17 protein-coding genes and 1 tRNA gene are annotated in these 17,000 nt (G+C 67.1%); 9 read left to right on the forward strand and 9 right to left on the reverse strand.

What is annotated here, in order from left to right:
* Window positions 1-239: 239 nt before the first annotated feature.
* Entirely contained in the window at window positions 240-1,667 is a 1,428-nt protein-coding gene (locus tag D0D37_RS03865) for a helix-turn-helix transcriptional regulator (protein WP_116199107.1), read from the forward strand.
* Here the strand turns inward: D0D37_RS03865 and D0D37_RS03870 are convergent.
* From D0D37_RS03870 to D0D37_RS03880, 3 genes are all read right to left on the reverse strand, one after another.
* On the reverse strand, window positions 1,656-2,006 hold the full coding sequence (locus tag D0D37_RS03870) for a signal peptidase I (RefSeq protein WP_116199108.1): 351 nt from the start codon (window positions 2,004-2,006) through the stop codon (window positions 1,656-1,658). The genes D0D37_RS03865 and D0D37_RS03870 overlap by 12 nt on opposite strands.
* Entirely contained in the window at window positions 2,003-3,487 is a 1,485-nt protein-coding gene (locus D0D37_RS03875) for a transcriptional regulator (protein WP_244223368.1), read from the reverse strand. The genes D0D37_RS03870 and D0D37_RS03875 overlap by 4 nt, the downstream gene beginning before the upstream one ends.
* Before the next feature lie 198 nt (window positions 3,488-3,685).
* Window positions 3,686-4,066 carry a helix-turn-helix domain-containing protein gene (locus D0D37_RS03880; protein WP_116199109.1) on the reverse strand — a complete coding sequence of 127 codons (381 nt, stop codon included), beginning with the start codon at window positions 4,064-4,066 and terminating at the stop codon, window positions 3,686-3,688.
* A gap of 157 nt (window positions 4,067-4,223) precedes the next feature.
* On the opposite strand from D0D37_RS03880, the gene D0D37_RS03885 reads away from it, so the two are divergent.
* Genes D0D37_RS03885 through D0D37_RS03910 form a run of 7 tightly spaced genes read left to right on the forward strand, consistent with a single transcriptional unit; the run spans window position 4,224 to window position 9,726 of the window.
* Window positions 4,224-4,400, forward strand: a complete 177-nt coding sequence (locus D0D37_RS03885) for a helix-turn-helix domain-containing protein (protein WP_081655285.1) — start codon at window positions 4,224-4,226, stop codon at window positions 4,398-4,400.
* Window positions 4,400-4,723 carry a WhiB family transcriptional regulator gene (locus tag D0D37_RS03890; RefSeq protein ID WP_116199179.1) on the forward strand — a complete coding sequence of 108 codons (324 nt, stop codon included), beginning with the start codon at window positions 4,400-4,402 and terminating at the stop codon, window positions 4,721-4,723. The genes D0D37_RS03885 and D0D37_RS03890 overlap by 1 nt, the downstream gene beginning before the upstream one ends.
* Complete coding sequence (locus D0D37_RS03895; RefSeq protein ID WP_116199110.1) at window positions 4,720-5,049, forward strand: hypothetical protein; 330 nt, start codon at window positions 4,720-4,722, stop codon at window positions 5,047-5,049. Before D0D37_RS03890 ends, D0D37_RS03895 begins: the two co-directional genes overlap by 4 nt.
* Window positions 5,046-5,741 carry a hypothetical protein gene (locus D0D37_RS03900; protein ID WP_116199111.1) on the forward strand — a complete coding sequence of 232 codons (696 nt, stop codon included), beginning with the start codon at window positions 5,046-5,048 and terminating at the stop codon, window positions 5,739-5,741. Before D0D37_RS03895 ends, D0D37_RS03900 begins: the two co-directional genes overlap by 4 nt.
* Window positions 5,734-7,827 (forward strand): cell division protein FtsK, encoded by a 2,094-nt coding sequence (locus tag D0D37_RS03905; protein ID WP_116199112.1) that lies wholly within the window; start codon window positions 5,734-5,736, stop codon window positions 7,825-7,827. Before D0D37_RS03900 ends, D0D37_RS03905 begins: the two co-directional genes overlap by 8 nt.
* Window positions 7,824-7,985: a hypothetical protein gene (locus tag D0D37_RS46445; RefSeq protein WP_162834071.1), complete on the forward strand. Its 162-nt coding sequence runs from the start codon at window positions 7,824-7,826 to the stop codon at window positions 7,983-7,985. Before D0D37_RS03905 ends, D0D37_RS46445 begins: the two co-directional genes overlap by 4 nt.
* Entirely contained in the window at window positions 7,975-9,726 is a 1,752-nt protein-coding gene (locus D0D37_RS03910; protein ID WP_116199113.1) for a recombinase family protein, read from the forward strand. Before D0D37_RS46445 ends, D0D37_RS03910 begins: the two co-directional genes overlap by 11 nt.
* On the opposite strand, the gene D0D37_RS03915 is transcribed toward D0D37_RS03910, so the two are convergent.
* Window positions 9,708-9,791: transfer RNA gene (locus tag D0D37_RS03915), tRNA-Leu, on the reverse strand. The two genes, D0D37_RS03910 and D0D37_RS03915, sit on opposite strands and share 19 nt — an antisense overlap.
* A 530-nt stretch (window positions 9,792-10,321) precedes the next feature.
* On the reverse strand, window positions 10,322-11,218 hold the full coding sequence (locus tag D0D37_RS03925) for an LLM class flavin-dependent oxidoreductase (protein WP_208719784.1): 897 nt from the start codon (window positions 11,216-11,218) through the stop codon (window positions 10,322-10,324).
* A gap of 156 nt (window positions 11,219-11,374) precedes the next feature.
* Between D0D37_RS03925 and D0D37_RS03930 the strand changes: the two genes are divergently transcribed.
* Entirely contained in the window at window positions 11,375-12,943 is a 1,569-nt protein-coding gene (locus D0D37_RS03930) for a carboxylesterase/lipase family protein (RefSeq protein WP_116199181.1), read from the forward strand.
* Window positions 12,944-12,992: 49 nt separating this feature from the next.
* Here D0D37_RS03930 and D0D37_RS03935 read toward each other — a convergent pair whose 3' ends face one another.
* From D0D37_RS03935 to D0D37_RS03950, 4 genes are all read right to left on the reverse strand, one after another.
* Window positions 12,993-13,295, reverse strand: a complete 303-nt coding sequence (locus D0D37_RS03935; protein ID WP_116199115.1) for an antibiotic biosynthesis monooxygenase family protein — start codon at window positions 13,293-13,295, stop codon at window positions 12,993-12,995.
* Between the two features lie 11 nt (window positions 13,296-13,306).
* Window positions 13,307-14,239: a TIGR03621 family F420-dependent LLM class oxidoreductase gene (locus D0D37_RS03940; protein ID WP_116199116.1), complete on the reverse strand. Its 933-nt coding sequence runs from the start codon at window positions 14,237-14,239 to the stop codon at window positions 13,307-13,309.
* A 29-nt stretch (window positions 14,240-14,268) separates the two neighbouring features.
* Entirely contained in the window at window positions 14,269-15,093 is an 825-nt protein-coding gene (locus D0D37_RS03945) for an AfsR/SARP family transcriptional regulator (RefSeq protein WP_208719785.1), read from the reverse strand.
* A 311-nt stretch (window positions 15,094-15,404) separates the two neighbouring features.
* Complete coding sequence (locus D0D37_RS03950) at window positions 15,405-16,841, reverse strand: DHA2 family efflux MFS transporter permease subunit (protein ID WP_208719786.1); 1,437 nt, start codon at window positions 16,839-16,841, stop codon at window positions 15,405-15,407.
* Window positions 16,842-17,000: the final 159 nt, after the last annotated feature.

A 17,000-nucleotide genomic window follows, 5' to 3' on the forward strand; every position in this document is an offset into this window, starting at 1 on the left:
GCGCCTGAGACGCCCAGTTCGAGCCGGAGTCGACTGCTGCGGCTGGTGTCACACAGCCTTTCCGTCCCAACTGGCATCCGACCTCCTCGACCGTCTGCGATCTGTTGAAATCATTCAATGCGTTCGGCTGGTGCGAGACCACGGCGCTCGTGTGGCAAGGCTGTGGCACTTGTGCGGATAACCTGCGTCTGCATTTGCTATCGTCCAACTTGGCTGGCCGGAAGGGGTGAGGTGCGGCGATGGCGGAGCGGCGAGAAGCGCTGATTTTGGCTCGCGAAGACGCTGGTCACACGCAGGAGACGCTCGCCGCGGTGCTCGGCGTCGACCGGACGACCGTCGCGCGCTGGGAATCCGGTGGGCATCGCCCGTTGCCGCATCAGTGGCCGGAGCTGGGAAGAGTGCTCGGGCGACCGGTGGCGGACGTGCGGGCATTCTTCGGGCAAGGCTCGCCCGAAGCGGGAGGCCCTGCGCTTACGTCCGCGTTCGAATGGTTGGACAAGTCGGCGGGCTGGGCTGCGGGGACAGCTCGGCATGCTGTGCGACCGAAGTCGGGCCGTGAGCGTCGGATCGGTCGCCGAGCTGAGGAGGCGGAGGCACTTCGACAGTTCTACGGCGCTCCCGAGGGCGAACACTGCTACTTCGGTGCGGAGGTCGGCGGCGAACTGGTCACCACGAGCGTGGTGACCAGACCCGACTGGACCGATCTCCGCTGTTCGCTGGACGCCCAGCGGGATGTGCTCGTGCTAGATGCACGAGTTGCCGTGGCGCAACGAGTGAGGACAACGGACGCCGCGTTGGCTCGGCTGGCAGAAGCAGCGACGGCGGACGTCCGGATTGCCGCTCGGCCGCTGTACCGGCTGCTTGACGTTGACGTTTGCGCTGATCATGTCGGCGGCACAGTCGGCACCGCCTCGTTTGTCGAGTACGCGTTGGGTCCGGACCTGCTCGAACGGGAGTTAGCGGCTGGCGAGACCCAGTTGCGGAGCGAGCTGTTGCCAGACCTTGCTGGTGTTCTCGACGTGCGCAGTCGTCTTTGTGCCGGTGGCGTCCTAGCCCTGACGGCTATCGCCCGACCAGCGGATCCCGTGCGCGGTGAAGCTGACTATCTCTTGCTGGTCCAGGAACGATCCGGCCAAGTGGTCAACGGCTCGGGGCGGCTCGCCGTCATTCCGAAGGGGTTCCACGGCCCGCTCGCGGACCAACGCGGAGACGCGCGGATCAGTGCAACGCTAAGGCGTGAGCTGGAGGAAGAGCTGTTCGGCCGGGACGACGTCGACACCACGACGGAGGTGCAGCGCGCGGCTGACCCGATGCACCCGACGCGGCTCTCGGAACCGATGCGGTGGTTGACGGCGGAGCCGGGTCGGATGCGGACGGAGTGCACCGGGTTCGGGTTCAACCTGGTCAGCGGCAACTACGAGTTCGCGGCGCTCGTCGTGATCGAGGACGAGGAGTTCTGGCCGCGGTTCGGTGGTGTGGTCGAGGCAAACTGGGAAGTCTCCGGCCTGAGGCAGTACTCGTCGCTCGACCGTGAGCTGGTCGGCGAGCTGATCACCGACGAGAAGTGGACGAACGAGGGCCTGTTCGCCTTCTTGCTCGGCCTGCGCCGGTTGTCGGAGATCGGCGGTGCGCGGGTGTCGTTGCCGCCGATCGACCTACGTTGCTGACGGCCACCGGACGGTGAGCACGACAGAGTCGGCTAGCGCTTCCCAAGAGTGGTCGATTCCTGGACCCCACATGACGTAATCACCTTGGCGTGACATGGTTTTCGCGCCGCCGGTGACGTCGATGCGGAACTCGCCGGAGATGAGCATGACGAGCGTGGTGCGCTGATCATCGGCCGTCCACTCGGGACGCTTGTCTCCCGCGGGATGGTTGGCCCACTTGACTTCCACGTCGTTTGTCGCTCGAACTCCGTGCGAGGGGTCGAGGAAGTGGCCGACCAGCCAGCCGCGGTTGTCTGCAGCGTCTTCGTTGGCGTTGCCGCTGGTCCAGCCCTCGGTCACTCGCTGATCTCCCACTCGATCGTTGGCAGGCGCACCCGGTCTCCGCCGATTTCCGCGAGGCGTCGAAGTCCTTGCGTCATTGCGAACAAACCTTCGTTGCTCCACGCTACATCAGTCAGCAGTTCGGTCAGAAGCTCGATGTCCGTGGTCGAATACTGGCGCAGCGTCGAGGATTCCCAGTTCGCCGCGACGACTCCGCCGTACTGGTTCCAGAACTCTTCGTCTTCGATGACGATGAGGCTGGCGAACTCGAAGTTGCCGCTTACCAAGTTCAACCCGAACCCGGTCGTCTCCATGCGGAGGCGGCCGGGTTTTTGCATGAGCCAGCGCATCGGCTCGGACAGGAGCGTCGGGTGCATCGGGTCTGCGGTTAGCGAGTCGGTGACGGTGTTGTCGATGTCCGGGCGGCCGAACAGTTCCTCTTCCATCTCGCGCCGAAGGGTTGCGCCGATCTGAGCGTCGCGGCGGACGTCGGTGAGCGGCTGGTGGAAGCCCTTCGGGATGACGGCCAGGCGGCGTGCGGCGTTCAGGACGTTGCCCGAGCGTTCTTGGACTAGTAGGACGTAGTCGGCTTCTCCGCGGAACGGGTCGGTGGGGCGGGCAATTGCGGTGAGGGCGAGTGCGCCGCCGGCGCAGAGCCGGGTTCCGACGTCGAGGATGGACGCCAGGTTGGGAAGGTAACGGTCTCGCAAAGGGAGCTTGAGCGGCCCGCCGGCGATGATGGCGTCGACCAGCTCGCCTTCCAGGAGGTCCAGCGTCAGGGCGTAGTGGACGAAGTGCGTGGTGCCGAAGGATCCGGCGAGTTGGTGTTCAGCGATGTCCAGGGCGAGCGCGCGGTACAGAGGGCTGTTCACGAGGCGGGTGTTCATGGCCAGCGACTCGGCGAGCCGATGAACTGCTGCGGTGGCGGCGCGCTCGTCGAGGGCCAGGTCTGCCTCGGGCTGCGCGGTGGCGACCTTGAATCGGTCTGATGCGGGGCGTAGCTCGCAGTCGAGATCCAGCCAGTTCGCGCAGGTCAGGACGCTGGTGTTCACGAGTTCGGTGCTGACCCGCGCGGTGTACAGGCCGTGGTCGCCGGTTCGGCTGCCGTAGTAGGCGGTAAGCGCGTCGGCGGTGTCGCGTTGGGTGACCCAGCTACGGCGGGTGCTGCGGTCGCGCAGGGCTTGGGTGTCCAGTTGCGCGGCTTTGGCGGCGACTGCGCGGCGCGCGGTTCCGGGAAACCAGTGCGCGTGCTGGTCGATCCATTCGAGCGCGGACGCGATGTTTGGGTCGTCATCCAGGCGGGGATCTCCGGGTGCTTCGGCCGGTGCGGTGCCGGTCAGCTCGGCGAAGCGGGCGCGCTCGGCATCGCCGAGCTGCTCGTAGGCGCGATCGAGCACCTGTTGCATCTCCGACCGCGGGCGCAGGTCCGGCTTTTGGTGCCAGGACGCGACCGTGCGGACGCCGATGCCTAGGTGCGCGGCGAAACCCTCGTTGCTCATTCGGAGAGCTGCTTGCAAGGCCGATGCGGTGCGGCCCGTCCATTCGTCGGCAGGATTCATCGGCGCGCGCATTCCGAATTCGAAGCTGCATTAGTCGTGCACTGCTCGTGCACTGCCGATGCATGGGAACGGTCGCCGTTTCGGCCTTGAATTCGGGGTATGGAAATCACCTGGTTCATCAGCCCGCAGCGCAAGCCGTCAGCGCTTCTTCTGCACGTGGTCGACGACGGTCGCCAGGCTGGTCTGGACGTCGTCCAGCCGGTCGAAGATCTCGTCCAAGCGCTGCTCGAGCGCGTCGAGGCGGGTCGAGAGTTCGCCGCCGTCATCGGCCGGCTCGTCAGGGTGCGGCGGCGTGCGGTTCTGCAGCACGGCCTGCAGATGTTGCGGGTGCCAGCCGAGCGTGGTCGACAGTGCTTCGAGCGTGCGCGCGCTCCGTCGGCGCTCGACCGTGTGGTGCTGCAGCTCGCGCACGATCGCCTGCGACACGTGCGACCGCTCGGCCAGCTCTCGCTGTCGCCAGCCGAGTTCGTGCACGCGCATGTCGATCGCCTTCGCGACCGCCGCCCAATCCTCCGACACCTATTCCTCCGCGCTCCGCCTCAGCGCCGAGATTAGCGCGTCATTGCGCTTTTCTCGCGCCGCGTAGCGCGTGTGCCGCGGCGCGTCGGATATCTATGCCCTTCGGGAAGCTGAAATCAACAACATAGTCTTGAAATCATCAGATTGGCCTTTTCTTATGAACTCGAATGTCACTTTTCACACGCCGGATGAAGCGGCTTGGCTGCTCGGTGTCTCGCGGGGCGCGGTCAGCCGGGCCATCCGGAGTCGCAAGCTGCGGGTGGTCCGTCGCCGGGAAGGGCTGCGGATCCCGTCCACCGAGCTGACGCGCGTCCTTCGCGGAGGTGCGGCGTGATGGACGAACTCGCCTTGATCGGGATCGCTTGGCGGCTCGACGCGCTTCGTTGGGTGCCGTCCGATGTGCTCTACGACGTTGTGACCAGGGACGGACTCTGTATGTGGCCACCGGACGGTGACCCGCCACCCGCGTCGTCGGACGCGGAACTCGCTGCCCGGATGTGCGGCGGGTGTCCGGTCCGGGACATGTGCTTGGAACTGGAGTTGCGGACGGCCGGGGCGGCGACGGTTGGCGTCTGGGGCGGGATGACCGACGACGACCGGCAGGCGTTGCACCCACACTGGCTGCGCCGCGGCGAGCGGGCTGGGGGTGCGCGATGAACGGGCTGACCGTGTCGCCGACGCAGCTCGTGGCCGGAGTCGGCGTGCTGCTGGTGCTGTTTTGGGTGTGGCGTGCGGGTGCGCGCCGGGCGAAGGCGGCTGCGGAGAAGGCGCGGTCTGGGGCTCGGCTGGTGTCGTTGGCCGGGCGGGTCGTGTTCAATGCGGCGCTGATCGTGGCGGTTCAGTGGGTGGTGATCGCTCACCAGGGCGGGACGTGGGTCTTGCTGGCGGTGTTGGGGTTGCCTGCGCTGTTCGCTGCGCACGCACTGACTCGGGCGCTCACCGTGACGACGGTCGACACCTCGAAGCGGGGTGGTCGGCGATGAGTCGGGCGCAGAAGTTGGCGCAGGACGCGGCTGAGGCTGCGGAGGTTCGGGCGTACCAGACGGATCCGGACGTGGTGGCGCTGCGGATTGAGCGGGTGCGGCGGCAGGTCGACTGGATGGCGTGGTCCGGGATCATGCTCGGGCTGGGCTTCACGATGACGAACGTGCAGACCTTCGCGTCGGCGGATACGGCGGTGTGGTCGTTGCCGTGGCTGGCGGCGTGGGTGCTGGATCCGACGGTTTCGTTGGTATTGCTCGCGATTCTCCGGGCGGAGCAGGTGACGGCGCGGTATCAGGTGCGGACTGGTCCGTGGGTGCGGCGGGCGAAGTGGTTCACGCTGGCGGCGACGTATGTCATGAACACCTGGACCTCGTTCATGGCCGGTGAGGCTGCGGCGATCGTGCTGCATTCCGTTCCGCCGTTGGTGGTGTTTGTGGCGGTGGAGGCTGTCACTGATCTTCGGGACAAGCTGACCGATGCCGTGCTGGCGGCTGCTGGCGAGCGTCGAGTTGTTCGGCCGATCGAGGGCGGGCGGCGGAAGCTGTTCGCGGACTACCTCGCCGAGGCGCAGGCGGCTTGGGCTCCGGGCGTGGAGATCACGCCTGCGTGGGTTCGGCAGGAGACCGGGTGTTCGCGCGGGTTGTCGCCGCGGTTGGCTCGGGCGCTGCGCGCGGAGGTGGCCAATGGCTGACGATGCGTTGGTCAAGGCCGATCCGATGCTCGACGGCGAGCTGGTGGATGACACGTTGCCCCAGCCGCGGCCGCGGAAGCGGTTTGAGTCGTGGTGGCTGCGGTCCCGGTGGGTGCCGACGTGGTTGAAGGACCGGAGCCAGGCACGGCAAGCGGCGAAGGACTTCGTTGCGGGCGTGGTGCGTTCGCCGTTCCGTTGTCTGGGCGCGGTGGCGCGTGGGCTGGTTGCGGCTGCGCGGTGGTGGCGGGCCTGGGTGACCGTGCGGGATTTCCGGGAGGCGGCGGAGCAGTCCGAGAAGTTGGCGGACAAGTTCGCCGATATCCGGGTGCTGACGTTGTTTCGGTGGAAAGTCACCGGTGCGGTTGCAGCTGGAGCAGCTGCGGTCACGCTGATGGCTCACCTGGTCTACGGCACCGTTGCTCTTTGGGTTGCCGGTGGAGTCTTGGCGGTTGCGTTGGCCGTGCTCGGACGGCAGCGCGAAGGGAGTCCAGGGCGGAAAGCGGTTTTGGCCGGGCCTCGGACGTTGCGCTGGACGATGGATCCGCAGGTGCTGGTCGATGCGTTCCGGGACGCGAAGCTGGTGGGCAAGGACGAGACGTTGCGGCTGTTCGAGCGCGCGACGCGGATGGGCGACGGCTGGGCGATCACCGTGGATCTTCCGGCTACGCGGAAGGCTGCGGACGTGATCAAGAACCGTGAGGCGCTGGCATCGGCGCTCGCGGTGGATGAGGTGCAGCTGATCGTGGAGCGGGTGCGCGGTAACGGCGGGCACGCTGGCCGGGTCGCGATGTGGGTTGCCGATGAGGATCCGTACGCATCTGCACCGCGGAGGACGCCGTTGCTCGACGTGGCGCGGTGGGACGCGTGGCGGCCGGTCCCGTTTGGACGGGATGCTCGGGACCGGCGGGTGGATCTTCCGTTGGTGTGGACGTCGTTGCTGGTTGGGGCGATTCCTCGGCAGGGCAAGACATTCGCGGCGCGGTTGGCTGCGGCTGGGCTGGTGCTTGACCCGTTCACGCGGCTGTATGTGGCGGATTTCAAGGCTGGGAAGGACTGGGACGCGGCTGGGCGCGTGGCGCATCGGTTCATGTCAGGTGACGAGCCGCAGCATGTGTTGGCGCTGGTCGGGTGGCTGGTGGAGCTGGTCGGCGAGGTGCAGGGGCGGTTCCGGCGGATGCGGGAGCTGGACGACGAGACGTGTCCGGAGTCGAAGGTGACGCCGGCGATGTCGCGGGACCGGGCGTTGGACATGCCGATCACGGCGATTTTCGTGGACGAGGTGCAGGTTCCGTTGGAGGACCGGACGCCGGTCAAGGTTGAGGGCAAGACGTTGACGGCGGGCGAATACGTCGGCGAGTTGTTGACGTGGTTGGCGAAAAAGGGTCCGGCGGCCGGGATTGTGCTGGTGTTGGCGACGCAGCGGCCGGATTCGAAGACGATTCCGTCTGGGTTGCGGGCGGTGCTGGGGTCTCGGTTCGCGTTGCGGGTCATGGATTGGCGGGACAGCAACATCGTGCTTGGCGAGCAGATGAACACGCGCGGATATGACAGCAGTCGGCTGCTCGCGTCGCACAAGGGCGTTGGGATTCTCCGGCCGGACGGGGATGCACAGGCTGGCGGGGATGTGCTGGCGCTGACTGTGCGGACGTACTACATGCCGAATGAGGATTGGCAGAGGATCTGTCGCCGTGGTCGGGAGCTGCGTGAGGCAGAAGGGACGCTGACCGGGCACGCAGCCGGTGCGTCGATGCCGGAACTGGAGATGCCAGCCGCTCCGCAGATCGTTGCGGCTCCCCATGATGACGCGGTTCAGGAGCGGTTGCCGGAGCCGCTGCGCGCGGTGGTCGAGTACCTGGAGGACGTGGCGGACGATCGCGAGTTCGTCCCGACCTCAGAGCTGACGGCCGCGCTCGGTGTCGAGGCGAAGACGTTCGCGGCGCAGATGAGCGAACTGGGCTGCCGCCCGACGCGGTACCGCCTTACCGGCGACGACGGCCGAACTCGTCAGGTTCGCGGATACCTGATAGCTGAAATCGATCAGGCGCGACGCGAGGCGGCTTCGTTCGGCGTCGAGGGGGCGTCATGACGAGTTCCAGGACCGACGAGCAGGGCGTTGTGGTCATCTTGCCTGCGGAGATGCCAGTATTGACGCCAGTGGTGGCGCGCGGACTGCTTGCGGTCCTGGTCGAGTTGACCGACGTGCCGTACTGGGACCGTACGGATGGGGTGACCGATGACAGCTGATTTCGATATCGATCCGTGGGCAGTGCTGGACGATGCGCTCGGCGTCGACTCGGCCGTCGTTGCTGAGGAGCAGATCGGTTCGTTGGCGTTCTACGGGCGGTGCTCGACGGAGGACAACCAGGATCCGGAGACCTCGCTGGGTTGGCAGCTGGGGAACGCCACGAAGTTCGTTGGCCCGCTGGGCGGAGAAGTAGTTGCGCAGTACTTCGACGTTGGCCAGTCGCGTTCGGTGCCGTGGGAGCGGCGGGATGCGGGTGCGCAGTTGTTGGCCGCGCTCAAGGATTCACGGCGAGAGTGGACCGGCGTTGTGGTCGGCGAGGGGACGCGCTGCTGGTTCGGGAACCAGTTTTCGCTGATTGCTCCCCGATTCGCGGCGTACGGGGTGGATCTTTGGGTTCCGGAGCTGGGCGGGAAGTTCGATGCGCGCAATCCGTCGCACAAGATGCTGATGAGCGTGCTCGGTGGGATGAGTGAGTCGGAACGTCAGCACGTTCAGGCGCGGGTCCGATCGGCGATGGACGCGCAGGTGATTAACGAAGGGCGGCATCAGGGCGGCCGGGCACCGTACGGGTATCGAGTGGTGGACGGGGGTCCGCATCCGAATCCGCGGAAGGCTGCTGAGGGGTTCCGGCTGCGGGTGCTGGAAATCGATGAGCCTGTGGCGGATGTGGTGCGCCGGATATTCGCCGAGTATTTGGCAGGCGTGGGCGACCGCGTCATCGCTCGTGGGCTGAACCAGGACGGCATTCCGTGTCCGTCGAAGGCGCGGCCGGAGCAGAACCGGCACCGTCCGGGAGACGGCTGGCAGGGCTCGACTGTCCGGGCGATCCTAGAGAATCCCAGGTACACGGGTTACGCGGTTTTCGGGCGCTGGACGAAGCACGAGCGTCTGCTGAATCCGGACGACGTGAGCGCTGGTTACGTCGTGCGGTTCCGGAAGTCGGATCCGGGCACGGTGGTTCGGTCGCGGCGGCAGTCGCATCCGGAGATCGTGTCGGTGGAGACGTTCGCGCAGGCACAGCTGCTGCGGCGGTCGCGGGGCGCTGGCGGGATGCGTGGTATCGCGAAGCTGGAGCGGGACCGACCCACGTCGAAGAACGTCTACCTGCTGAAAGGTCTGATTCGCTGCGAGATCTGCGGCCGGAAGATGCAGGGCGCGCCGATCCGGAAGACGGTGTACTACCGGTGCATGGCCAGGACGTTGGCACCCGGATCACCCGCGCTGGAGAGCCACCCGAAGACGGTCAATCTGCGCGAAGACGTCGTGATGCCAGCGTTGAACGGCTGGCTGTGTCAGGTGTTCGACCCGGCGAACCGGGACGATACGGTCGCCGCACTGGTGGCTTCGCAGGGCGGGACGCACTCGACCGGCAGGGAGTCAGCGGAGAAGCGGTTGGCTGATGCGGAGTCGCGGTTGCGCCGACATCAGGCGGCGATCGAGGCGGGTGTGGATCCGGCCGCGGTGGTCGAGGCGATCAACACGGCGCAGGCGGAGCGGGAGGCGGCGCGCGCCGAGTTGCAGCACTTGCCCAAGGTGACCGTGATCGAGGCGGCGGAGGTCTACGCGCGGCTCGATTCGATGGACGACGTGGCCCGAGCGCTGAACTCGCGGACGCCGGAGCGGATCACGCGGGTCTACCAGGACCTCGGCGTGCAACTCCGCTATGACAATGAAAAAGAGGCGGTCGTAGTGACCGCCTCTCCCCGTGTGTCTAACGTGTGTGTCCGAGGGGGGACTTGAACCCCCACGTCCGTTAAGGACACTAGCACCTCAAGCTAGCGCGTCTGCCATTCCGCCACTCGGACTTGCTGATGAAGAGAGTATACGACGGTTGGGCACACCTTTTCAGGGGGGTAGGGAACCGCTCCGGCAAGCCACATGTAATAATCATATGTTCCGAGCATATGCGATAATCGGGAAGATTCCCCAGGTCGGTGTACCGTCGACTGCCGCTCCCAGCTTGGTCGGACGTTCTGTGGATCTTGTCGGGCAAAGATCCGGAGCGTCGATTGCGAGGGCTCACTCCGCTTCGGTGACGGGAGGCACTGGGTCGCGGAAGCGGCATCGCGGAGTTTCGCAGAGGCGCTTGTCGGACAGCCGAAGGTTCGTCGCGAGGCGGTGATGTCCGGTCCGGTCGGCTTGGTTGTGCGGGCGATCACGCCGGAGGAGCACGCGGTGCGTGGCGACAGTGGCCAGCAGCCAGGCAGTGCCGCTCGTGCGGAGGTCAGCAGGCACTGCCGTAGTCGGCCGGTTGGCGAGGCGGCGCGAGTCGGAACGCCCAAAGAGACCGGGTGGGACTGTTCCGGAGATCCAGAGCAGCCCCGCCGAGCACTCGTCATAGCAGGGCTTTGGCTTCCGCGGCCAGGGCCGTACGGAGTTCCCAGCTGTCCGAACCGATCGGGCTCAGCACGACATGTTCGACGCCCGCCTTCTCGTACTTCGCGATCTGTTCCGCGAGGTGCTCGGGCGGGCCGCTGACAACGATCTCGGTCGCCTGTTGCTCGGACAGTCCGAACTTGGCGGACAGCATCCCGGCGAGTTGCCGGTGTTCCGGTCCGCCCGGGGCTGAGGTGATCGCGGTGAACAGTTGCACTCCGGCGGCGGGTGTGGCGTTGCCTGCTTCGTCGGCGAACCTCGCCACGGTCTCCATGCTGTCCTGGATCTGTTCGGGCGTGAGCAACGCCGGCAGCCAACCCTGACCGTAGCGCGCGGTCCGCCGGAGGGCGGCCAGCGAATGGCCGCCTACCCACACGGGCGGCATCGGCACTGCGGGCAGCAGGGTTACTTCGGCGGCTTCGTTGTCCGGCAGGCAGGTCGGGTCCCCGGACAACAGGCGCGGCAGGGCGCGCAGCAGGGCATCGGTCCGGCGGCCTCGTCGCTTCAGCGGCACGCCCGCGGCGGCCCACTCGTCGGGGCGGTCGCCGCCGACGCCGACTCCCAGCAGGAGTCGGTCTTCGCTGAGGAAGTGCAGCGTGCCGATTTGTTTCGCCACCCACGCGCTCGGGCGCAGCGCCAGCTGCAACACGGCGAACCCCACGTCGATCCGCTCGGTCGCGGCCGCGGCGGCGGCCAGGGCCAGTGAGCTCTCCAGGGTGGCGTCCTCGGTGCTGAGATGGTCCCCGCACCAGAAGGAGTCCAGGCCGAGATCTTCTATCCGGCGCGCGACCGCGCCCGGATGGGGAACCGCGCCGTCATTGAGCGCGGAATGGTTGATCCCGACTTTCACCGTCATGCTCGTCTGCTCCAAAAACTGGTTGATTGAATCTGCGAAAGGAATGTAGAACCTCTAGTATGGTGAAGGTCAAGGAAGTCGCCTGATGAGGTGACGCAGCGGGTTTCGATGGTTCTGATGGCGCAGCGATGGTTCCGGCAAATGGGGAGGCATTGGATGTCAATACGGAAACGCGGCAGAATAAATTTCGTTCTTGTGGTTTGTTTGCTGGTCGGGTGGGGCCTCCCGGTCACCGCGGCGGCCGCGGCGGTGGGCCAAGCGGTGGAAACTGACAGCGGGCCGGTGAATGGTGCGGTCACCGCCGGGGTTCTTTCGTTTCAAGGAATTCCGTATGCGGCGGCCCCGGTTGGCGCGCGCCGCTGGGTCTCTCCGCAGGCGCCGCCGGCTTGGGCGGAGCCGCTGGACGCCACTCGTGCGCCTGCTGCGTGTCCTCAGCCGGGGAACGCGGGAGACGAAGACTGTCTGAAACTCAACGTATTTGCTCCGACGAGTGCTGGTGCCGCAAAGCGGCCGGTACTGGTTTGGTTTCACGGCGGCGGATTCGTCGTCGGCTCGGGTGCGCTTTATGACCCGGCGAGGATGGTTGCACGCGGAGATGTCGTCGTGGTGACGGTGAACTACCGGCTCGGGGTGTTCGGGTTTCTCGCTCATCGGTCGCTGGACGCCCCGGGCGGCCGGTCCGGCGACTTCGGGCTCGAGGACCAGCAGGCGGCGTTGCGCTGGGTGCAGCGCAACGCGGCGGCGTTCGGCGGGGATCCGGCCCGGGTGACCGCGTTCGGCGAGTCGGCGGGCGCGACCAGCCTCTGCGGTCAGCTTGTTTCGCCGCGCGCGGCTGGGCTGTTCCTGCGCGCCATCCTGCAGAGCGGACCGTGTGCGGTGCCGTTCCGAACCCGGGACGAGGCGGAGCCGGACGGCGAACGCGTGGCGGCCGCGGCCGGCTGCGCGGGCGCCGATCCGGCGGGATGCCTTCGCGGCCGTTCTCCCGCTGAACTGCTCGCCGCGGCGGGCAGTCAGGCCTGGCAGCCGGTCGTGGGAACGGCCGTGCTGCCGGTCCAGCCCGCGGATGCGTTGCGGGCGGGGGATCTGCCTCAGATTGACCTGTTGGTGGGCGGCAACCGGGACGAGGCGCGGTTCCTCGTCGGTCCGCGTTATGACGGCGCGGGCACACCGGTGACCGCCGCGCAGTATCCGGAGCTGATCCGGCAGGGCTACGGAGCCGCCTCGGACAAGGTGCTGGCCCGGTATCCGCTGGCGGGCTACCCGACGCCGAGCCTCGCGCTCGCGGCGGCGAACACCGACTATCAGGACGCGTTGCCGAGGATTTCGGTCTGCCCGACCCTGTGGACCGCCGAACTCGCCGCTCGGCACGCCCGGGTTCGCGCGTACGAGTTCTCGGATCGCACGGCACCGCCGCGGACGGACATTCCCGGGTTTCCCTCCGGTGCCCAGCACACCGCCGAGCTGCAGTACCTGTTCCGCTACGCCGAGGCCGGGGCGGAATTGACCGCGTCGCAACGAGCCCTCGGCGACACCATGATCGGCTATTGGACTTCCTTCGCACGCACCGGCGTTCCTGATTCGCCTGGCGCGCCGGCGTGGCCCCGTTTCGGCTCCAGCACAGACGTCCTTTCGTTCGCGGAAGGGCCGGGCGGGATCGCTCCGGTCGATCTCGCGGCCGAGCACCAGTGCGGATTCTGGGCGTCGCTGGGAGTTCCGGGGAGCTGACGGAAACGGCCGGCCCGGCTGATGCCGGACCGGCCGTTTCCTGGCCCTGTCACTCGCCGGAGGTGGGAGCGCCTTCGAAGACGACCTGGTAGACGTCCTGGTCGCTTTCCACCAGACCGGTCAGGTCCGCGAGCAACTCGGCGAACCGCTCGCCGCGGGCGGCCTGTTCGAAAGCTTCCGCCGTCTCCCATTCCGCGACGTTGAAGTACACGTCGGGCTGCTTCTGCGACCGCGCGAGCTGATACCGGATCAGGCCCGGCTGCTCTTCCATGTACCGGCCGGCTCGTTCGTAGAGCCGCTCGTAGGTCTCGGCGGAACCGAGCACGGTCATTTTGTTCACCAGCACGATCACGATCGTCTCCCTCAGCGCAGTTGTTCGATGACGTGGCCGAACTCGTCCATGAACGGTTCCAGCACGGTGAAATAGCTGAACCCGAAGCGTTCCCGCCGGGCGCGGACCCGGTCCGCCAGTTCGCGTCCCGAGCCGGCGAGCAGGCCCGGCAGTTCGAGCGCTTCGTTGTCGGTCATCCCGTCCGGGCGACCGCGGATGCCCCTCGTCGCCGCCCGCGGGTCGGCGGTGACGGCCACCGTGTGGACCAAGACGTTCAATTCGGGTCGACGGCCGGTTTCCCCGGCCGCTTTCGCCAGGAACTCGACCCGCTCGGCCATCGCGGGCGCGTCGACGAGCGTCAGCTCGCCCGACGACTTGCCGGGATCCTGGCGCAGGCCGCTGAACCCGACGATGTCCGCGTGCCCGGCCGCGAACCTGAGCATCCGGTCGCCGTTGGCTCCGATCAGCAGCGGCGGCCGGGGCTTCTGCACCGGGTCGAGGCCGAAACCGGGTTCCGCCAGCAGCCTGCCGACCTCGCGCACCAGCGTTTCCAGCCGGTCGACCCTGGTTTTCGCGCTCCCCCACGGCAGGCCCGCTGCCTCGAACTCGCCGCGGACGTACCCGGTGCCGAGCCCCAGCTCCAGCCGGCCGTCCGTCAGCCGGTCGATCGTCGCGATGTCGCGAGCCAGCAGGAGCGGGTTGTGAAAACCGCCGTTGAGCACGAAGGTCCCCACCTTCGGCCGTTCCGTGGCCTCGGCCGCGGAAACGAGCGCGGGCAACGGGGCCATGCTTGCCGCGTTGGCGGGGGAGGCGGGCAGCCGGAGGTGGTCGGAAAGCAGGAGCACGTCGTAGCCGAGCGATTCGGCTTTCCGGCACTTCGCGACGAATTCCCGTCGTGATCCGGTGGAAAGGAGATTGATTCCGAAACGAAGAGCGGGCGCGGAACCGCCCGATGCCGATGTCAAGGCGACCTCCGGTCGTGTTCCGGGAACGATCAGGTCTGGCTCGGGAAACTCGACGTGAGCGCGGGCTGCTGCCGGCTCTGGTAGTCGAGGGCCGGATCCATTCTCAGCATCGCCTCGTGCAGCCTGCTGATCCGGGCGGACGGGGTCAAGCCCAATTCCCCGGCGAGATCGCCGCGGAGCCGCCGGAAGACCTCCAGTGCCTGCACCTGCCTGCCGGAGCGGTAAAGCGCGAGCATGAACAAGGACTGGAGGTTCTCGTTCATCGGATCCTGGGCGGCTTCGGCTCCGAGTTCGCTGAGCAGTTCGCGGTGGTACCCCAGGCGCAGTTCCGCTTCGTAGCATTGTTCGGCGATCGAGGCTCTCGCCTCTTCCAGGCTGCGTACCTGGCCGCGCAGGATCGGGCCGAGGTCGACGTCGGAAAGCGCCGGACCGCTCCAGGCGGCGAGCGCCTCCCGGCTCAGCCGGGAGACCAGCGGGTCGTCCTTGGCCTGCCGGGCCGCGCGGGCCTGCGCGGCCCAGTCCCGGAAGCGCTCGAGATCGAAGGTGCCGGGCTGGACGACCATGGCGTAGCCCCTGGCGATGGTGGCCAGGTGCTTCCTCGCCCCGGCGAGCGAACCCAGCTCGGGGTCCGCGGCCAGCGTGCGGCGGATCTGCAGTACATAGGTCTGCAGGGTCTGCGCCCACGTTCTCGGCGGACGGCCTTCCCACAGTTCGCTCATGCAGGTTTCGGTCGATACCGGTTTGTTGGCGTTGAGCAGGAGCAGCGCGACGAGCTGACGTTGTTTGGGCGCGGTCGGCAGGTACGATTCCCTTCCGTTCGTAATGCGAAGGCCGCCGAGTACATAGAAACGCAATTGTTCCCCCCCAATGGCTATCACTAACTGAACATGCCGGTTCTCTTTCGCGACGCTGTGATGAAGTGCTGCGATAGTGCGTAAGCTCAAGCTTCGTTGATCGGCGGAAGATGGATCAATAGCCGAAGAGTGTGCCGTTTGTCTCAATAATGCGCGGCTGCAGCCATCTTTGAGCGTAGCACGTTTTTGGCTTGAGCGCCCGGGAGATCTGTTCGCTTCGGAATGGGCCGGGAGAACGGCGCGAAGTGCCACTGCGCTGTCCCAGGGGAATTCGACAGCGCAGTGGCACGACGACTCGGCGGTGCGGTTATTCAGCTGGAAGCGGGAGAAATCCGTTCTTCGGCTTCCGGCGTCGCCGAGCCGGCCCGGGGGCGCAGCAATACGAGCGAAAGCAATGCCGCGGCGAGTGCGACGCAGGTGGCCAGGAGGAAACCGTTCTGGAAACCTTCGGTCAGATACTGCGGGTTGTGTTCCGCGCCCGGACCGAAGCCGGCGGTCGTGGCCGCCGCGACCGACGCGATGATCGCGAGGCCGAGCGCCCCGCCGATCTGCTGGGTCGTGGTGATCAGGCCGGACGCCAGCCCGGCTTCCTGCGGGCGGGTGCCGCTCATCGCCGCGATCGTGACAGCGACCAGGGACAGTCCCATGCCGGTGCCGCAGAGGATCGACGGCCCGAGGACGTCGGCTGCGTAGCTGCCGCCCGGTCGCACCGACGCGAACCAGCCCAGACCTGCGGTCAGCAGGGCCAGTCCGGTGACCGCCGCCCACTTCGGGCCGAGTTTGCCGACCAGTTTCCCGGCGAGCTGGGAGGACACGACGATGGTCGCGGTGAGCGGAAGGTAGGCCAGTCCCGCCACCAGCGCGCTGAACCCGAGCACCTCCTGCAGGTACACCGCGATGAAGAAGAACATCGCCAACAGGGTCATGCTCAGCAGGATGTTGAGCACGTTCGCCGAGGTGACCGCCCAGTTGCGGAAAATGGAGAACGGGACGAGCGGATTCTTGACTCCCTTCTCGGTCACGACGAAGGCGGCGAAGAGCACGACCGCGACGGCAAGCCGCACGATGGTGCCGGTCGAGCCCCAGCCGGACTTCTCCGCGTCCACGAGGCCCCAGACCAGCAGCGCCATGCTGCCGGTGATGAAGACCGCGCCGGGCACGTCGATGCCCGCCGCGTCCTCGGCGACGCTCTCGCGCAGCAGGCGGGGAGCGAGCGCGATGGCGAGCACGCCGACCGGCACGTTGATGAACAGCACCCATTCCCAGCCGAGCCAACTGGTGAGGACGCCGCCGAGCAGCACGCCGCATGCGCCGCCGGCGCCGACCGCGGCTCCCCAGATGCCGAGCGCCTTGTTGCGTTCCTTGCCCTCGGAGAACGTGGTGGTGAGCAAGGAAAGCGCGGCGGGCGAGGTGAGCGCGGCGCCGAGTCCCTGCACCGCCCGCGCGCCGTAAAGCCATCCGGAACTCTGCGCGAAACCGCCGAGCAGCGAAGCGACGGTGAACAGGGCGAGGCCGAGCATGAACATCCGGCGGCGGCCCGCGAGATCGGCGAGCCGTCCGCCGAGCAGCAGGAAGCCGCCGAAGACGAGCACGTACGCATTGACCACCCACGAAAGCTCGGCGGCCGACATTTTGAGATCGGCCTGAATCGAGGGGAGCGCGATGTTCACGATCGAGCTGTCCACCACTAGCATGAACTGGGCGGACGCGAGAAGCGTCAAAGCGAGCATCTTGTTCGGCGACCGCACGCTTTGCGATTCCGTTGAAGAGGTCCCGTTCGAACCGCGGATTCCGAATTTATCCGCGCTCTTTCCCTGCGGATTTTTCATCGGTTCACCGCCGATCCGCGCTCGGTCGCGTAGCCGGCAATCGGCCCGTGCATGGAGTCCTCCTCAGTATGTATACCT

The organism is Amycolatopsis circi, from assembly GCF_003385235.1.
In the GTDB taxonomy this organism is placed as follows: domain Bacteria; phylum Actinomycetota; class Actinomycetes; order Mycobacteriales; family Pseudonocardiaceae; genus Amycolatopsis; species Amycolatopsis circi.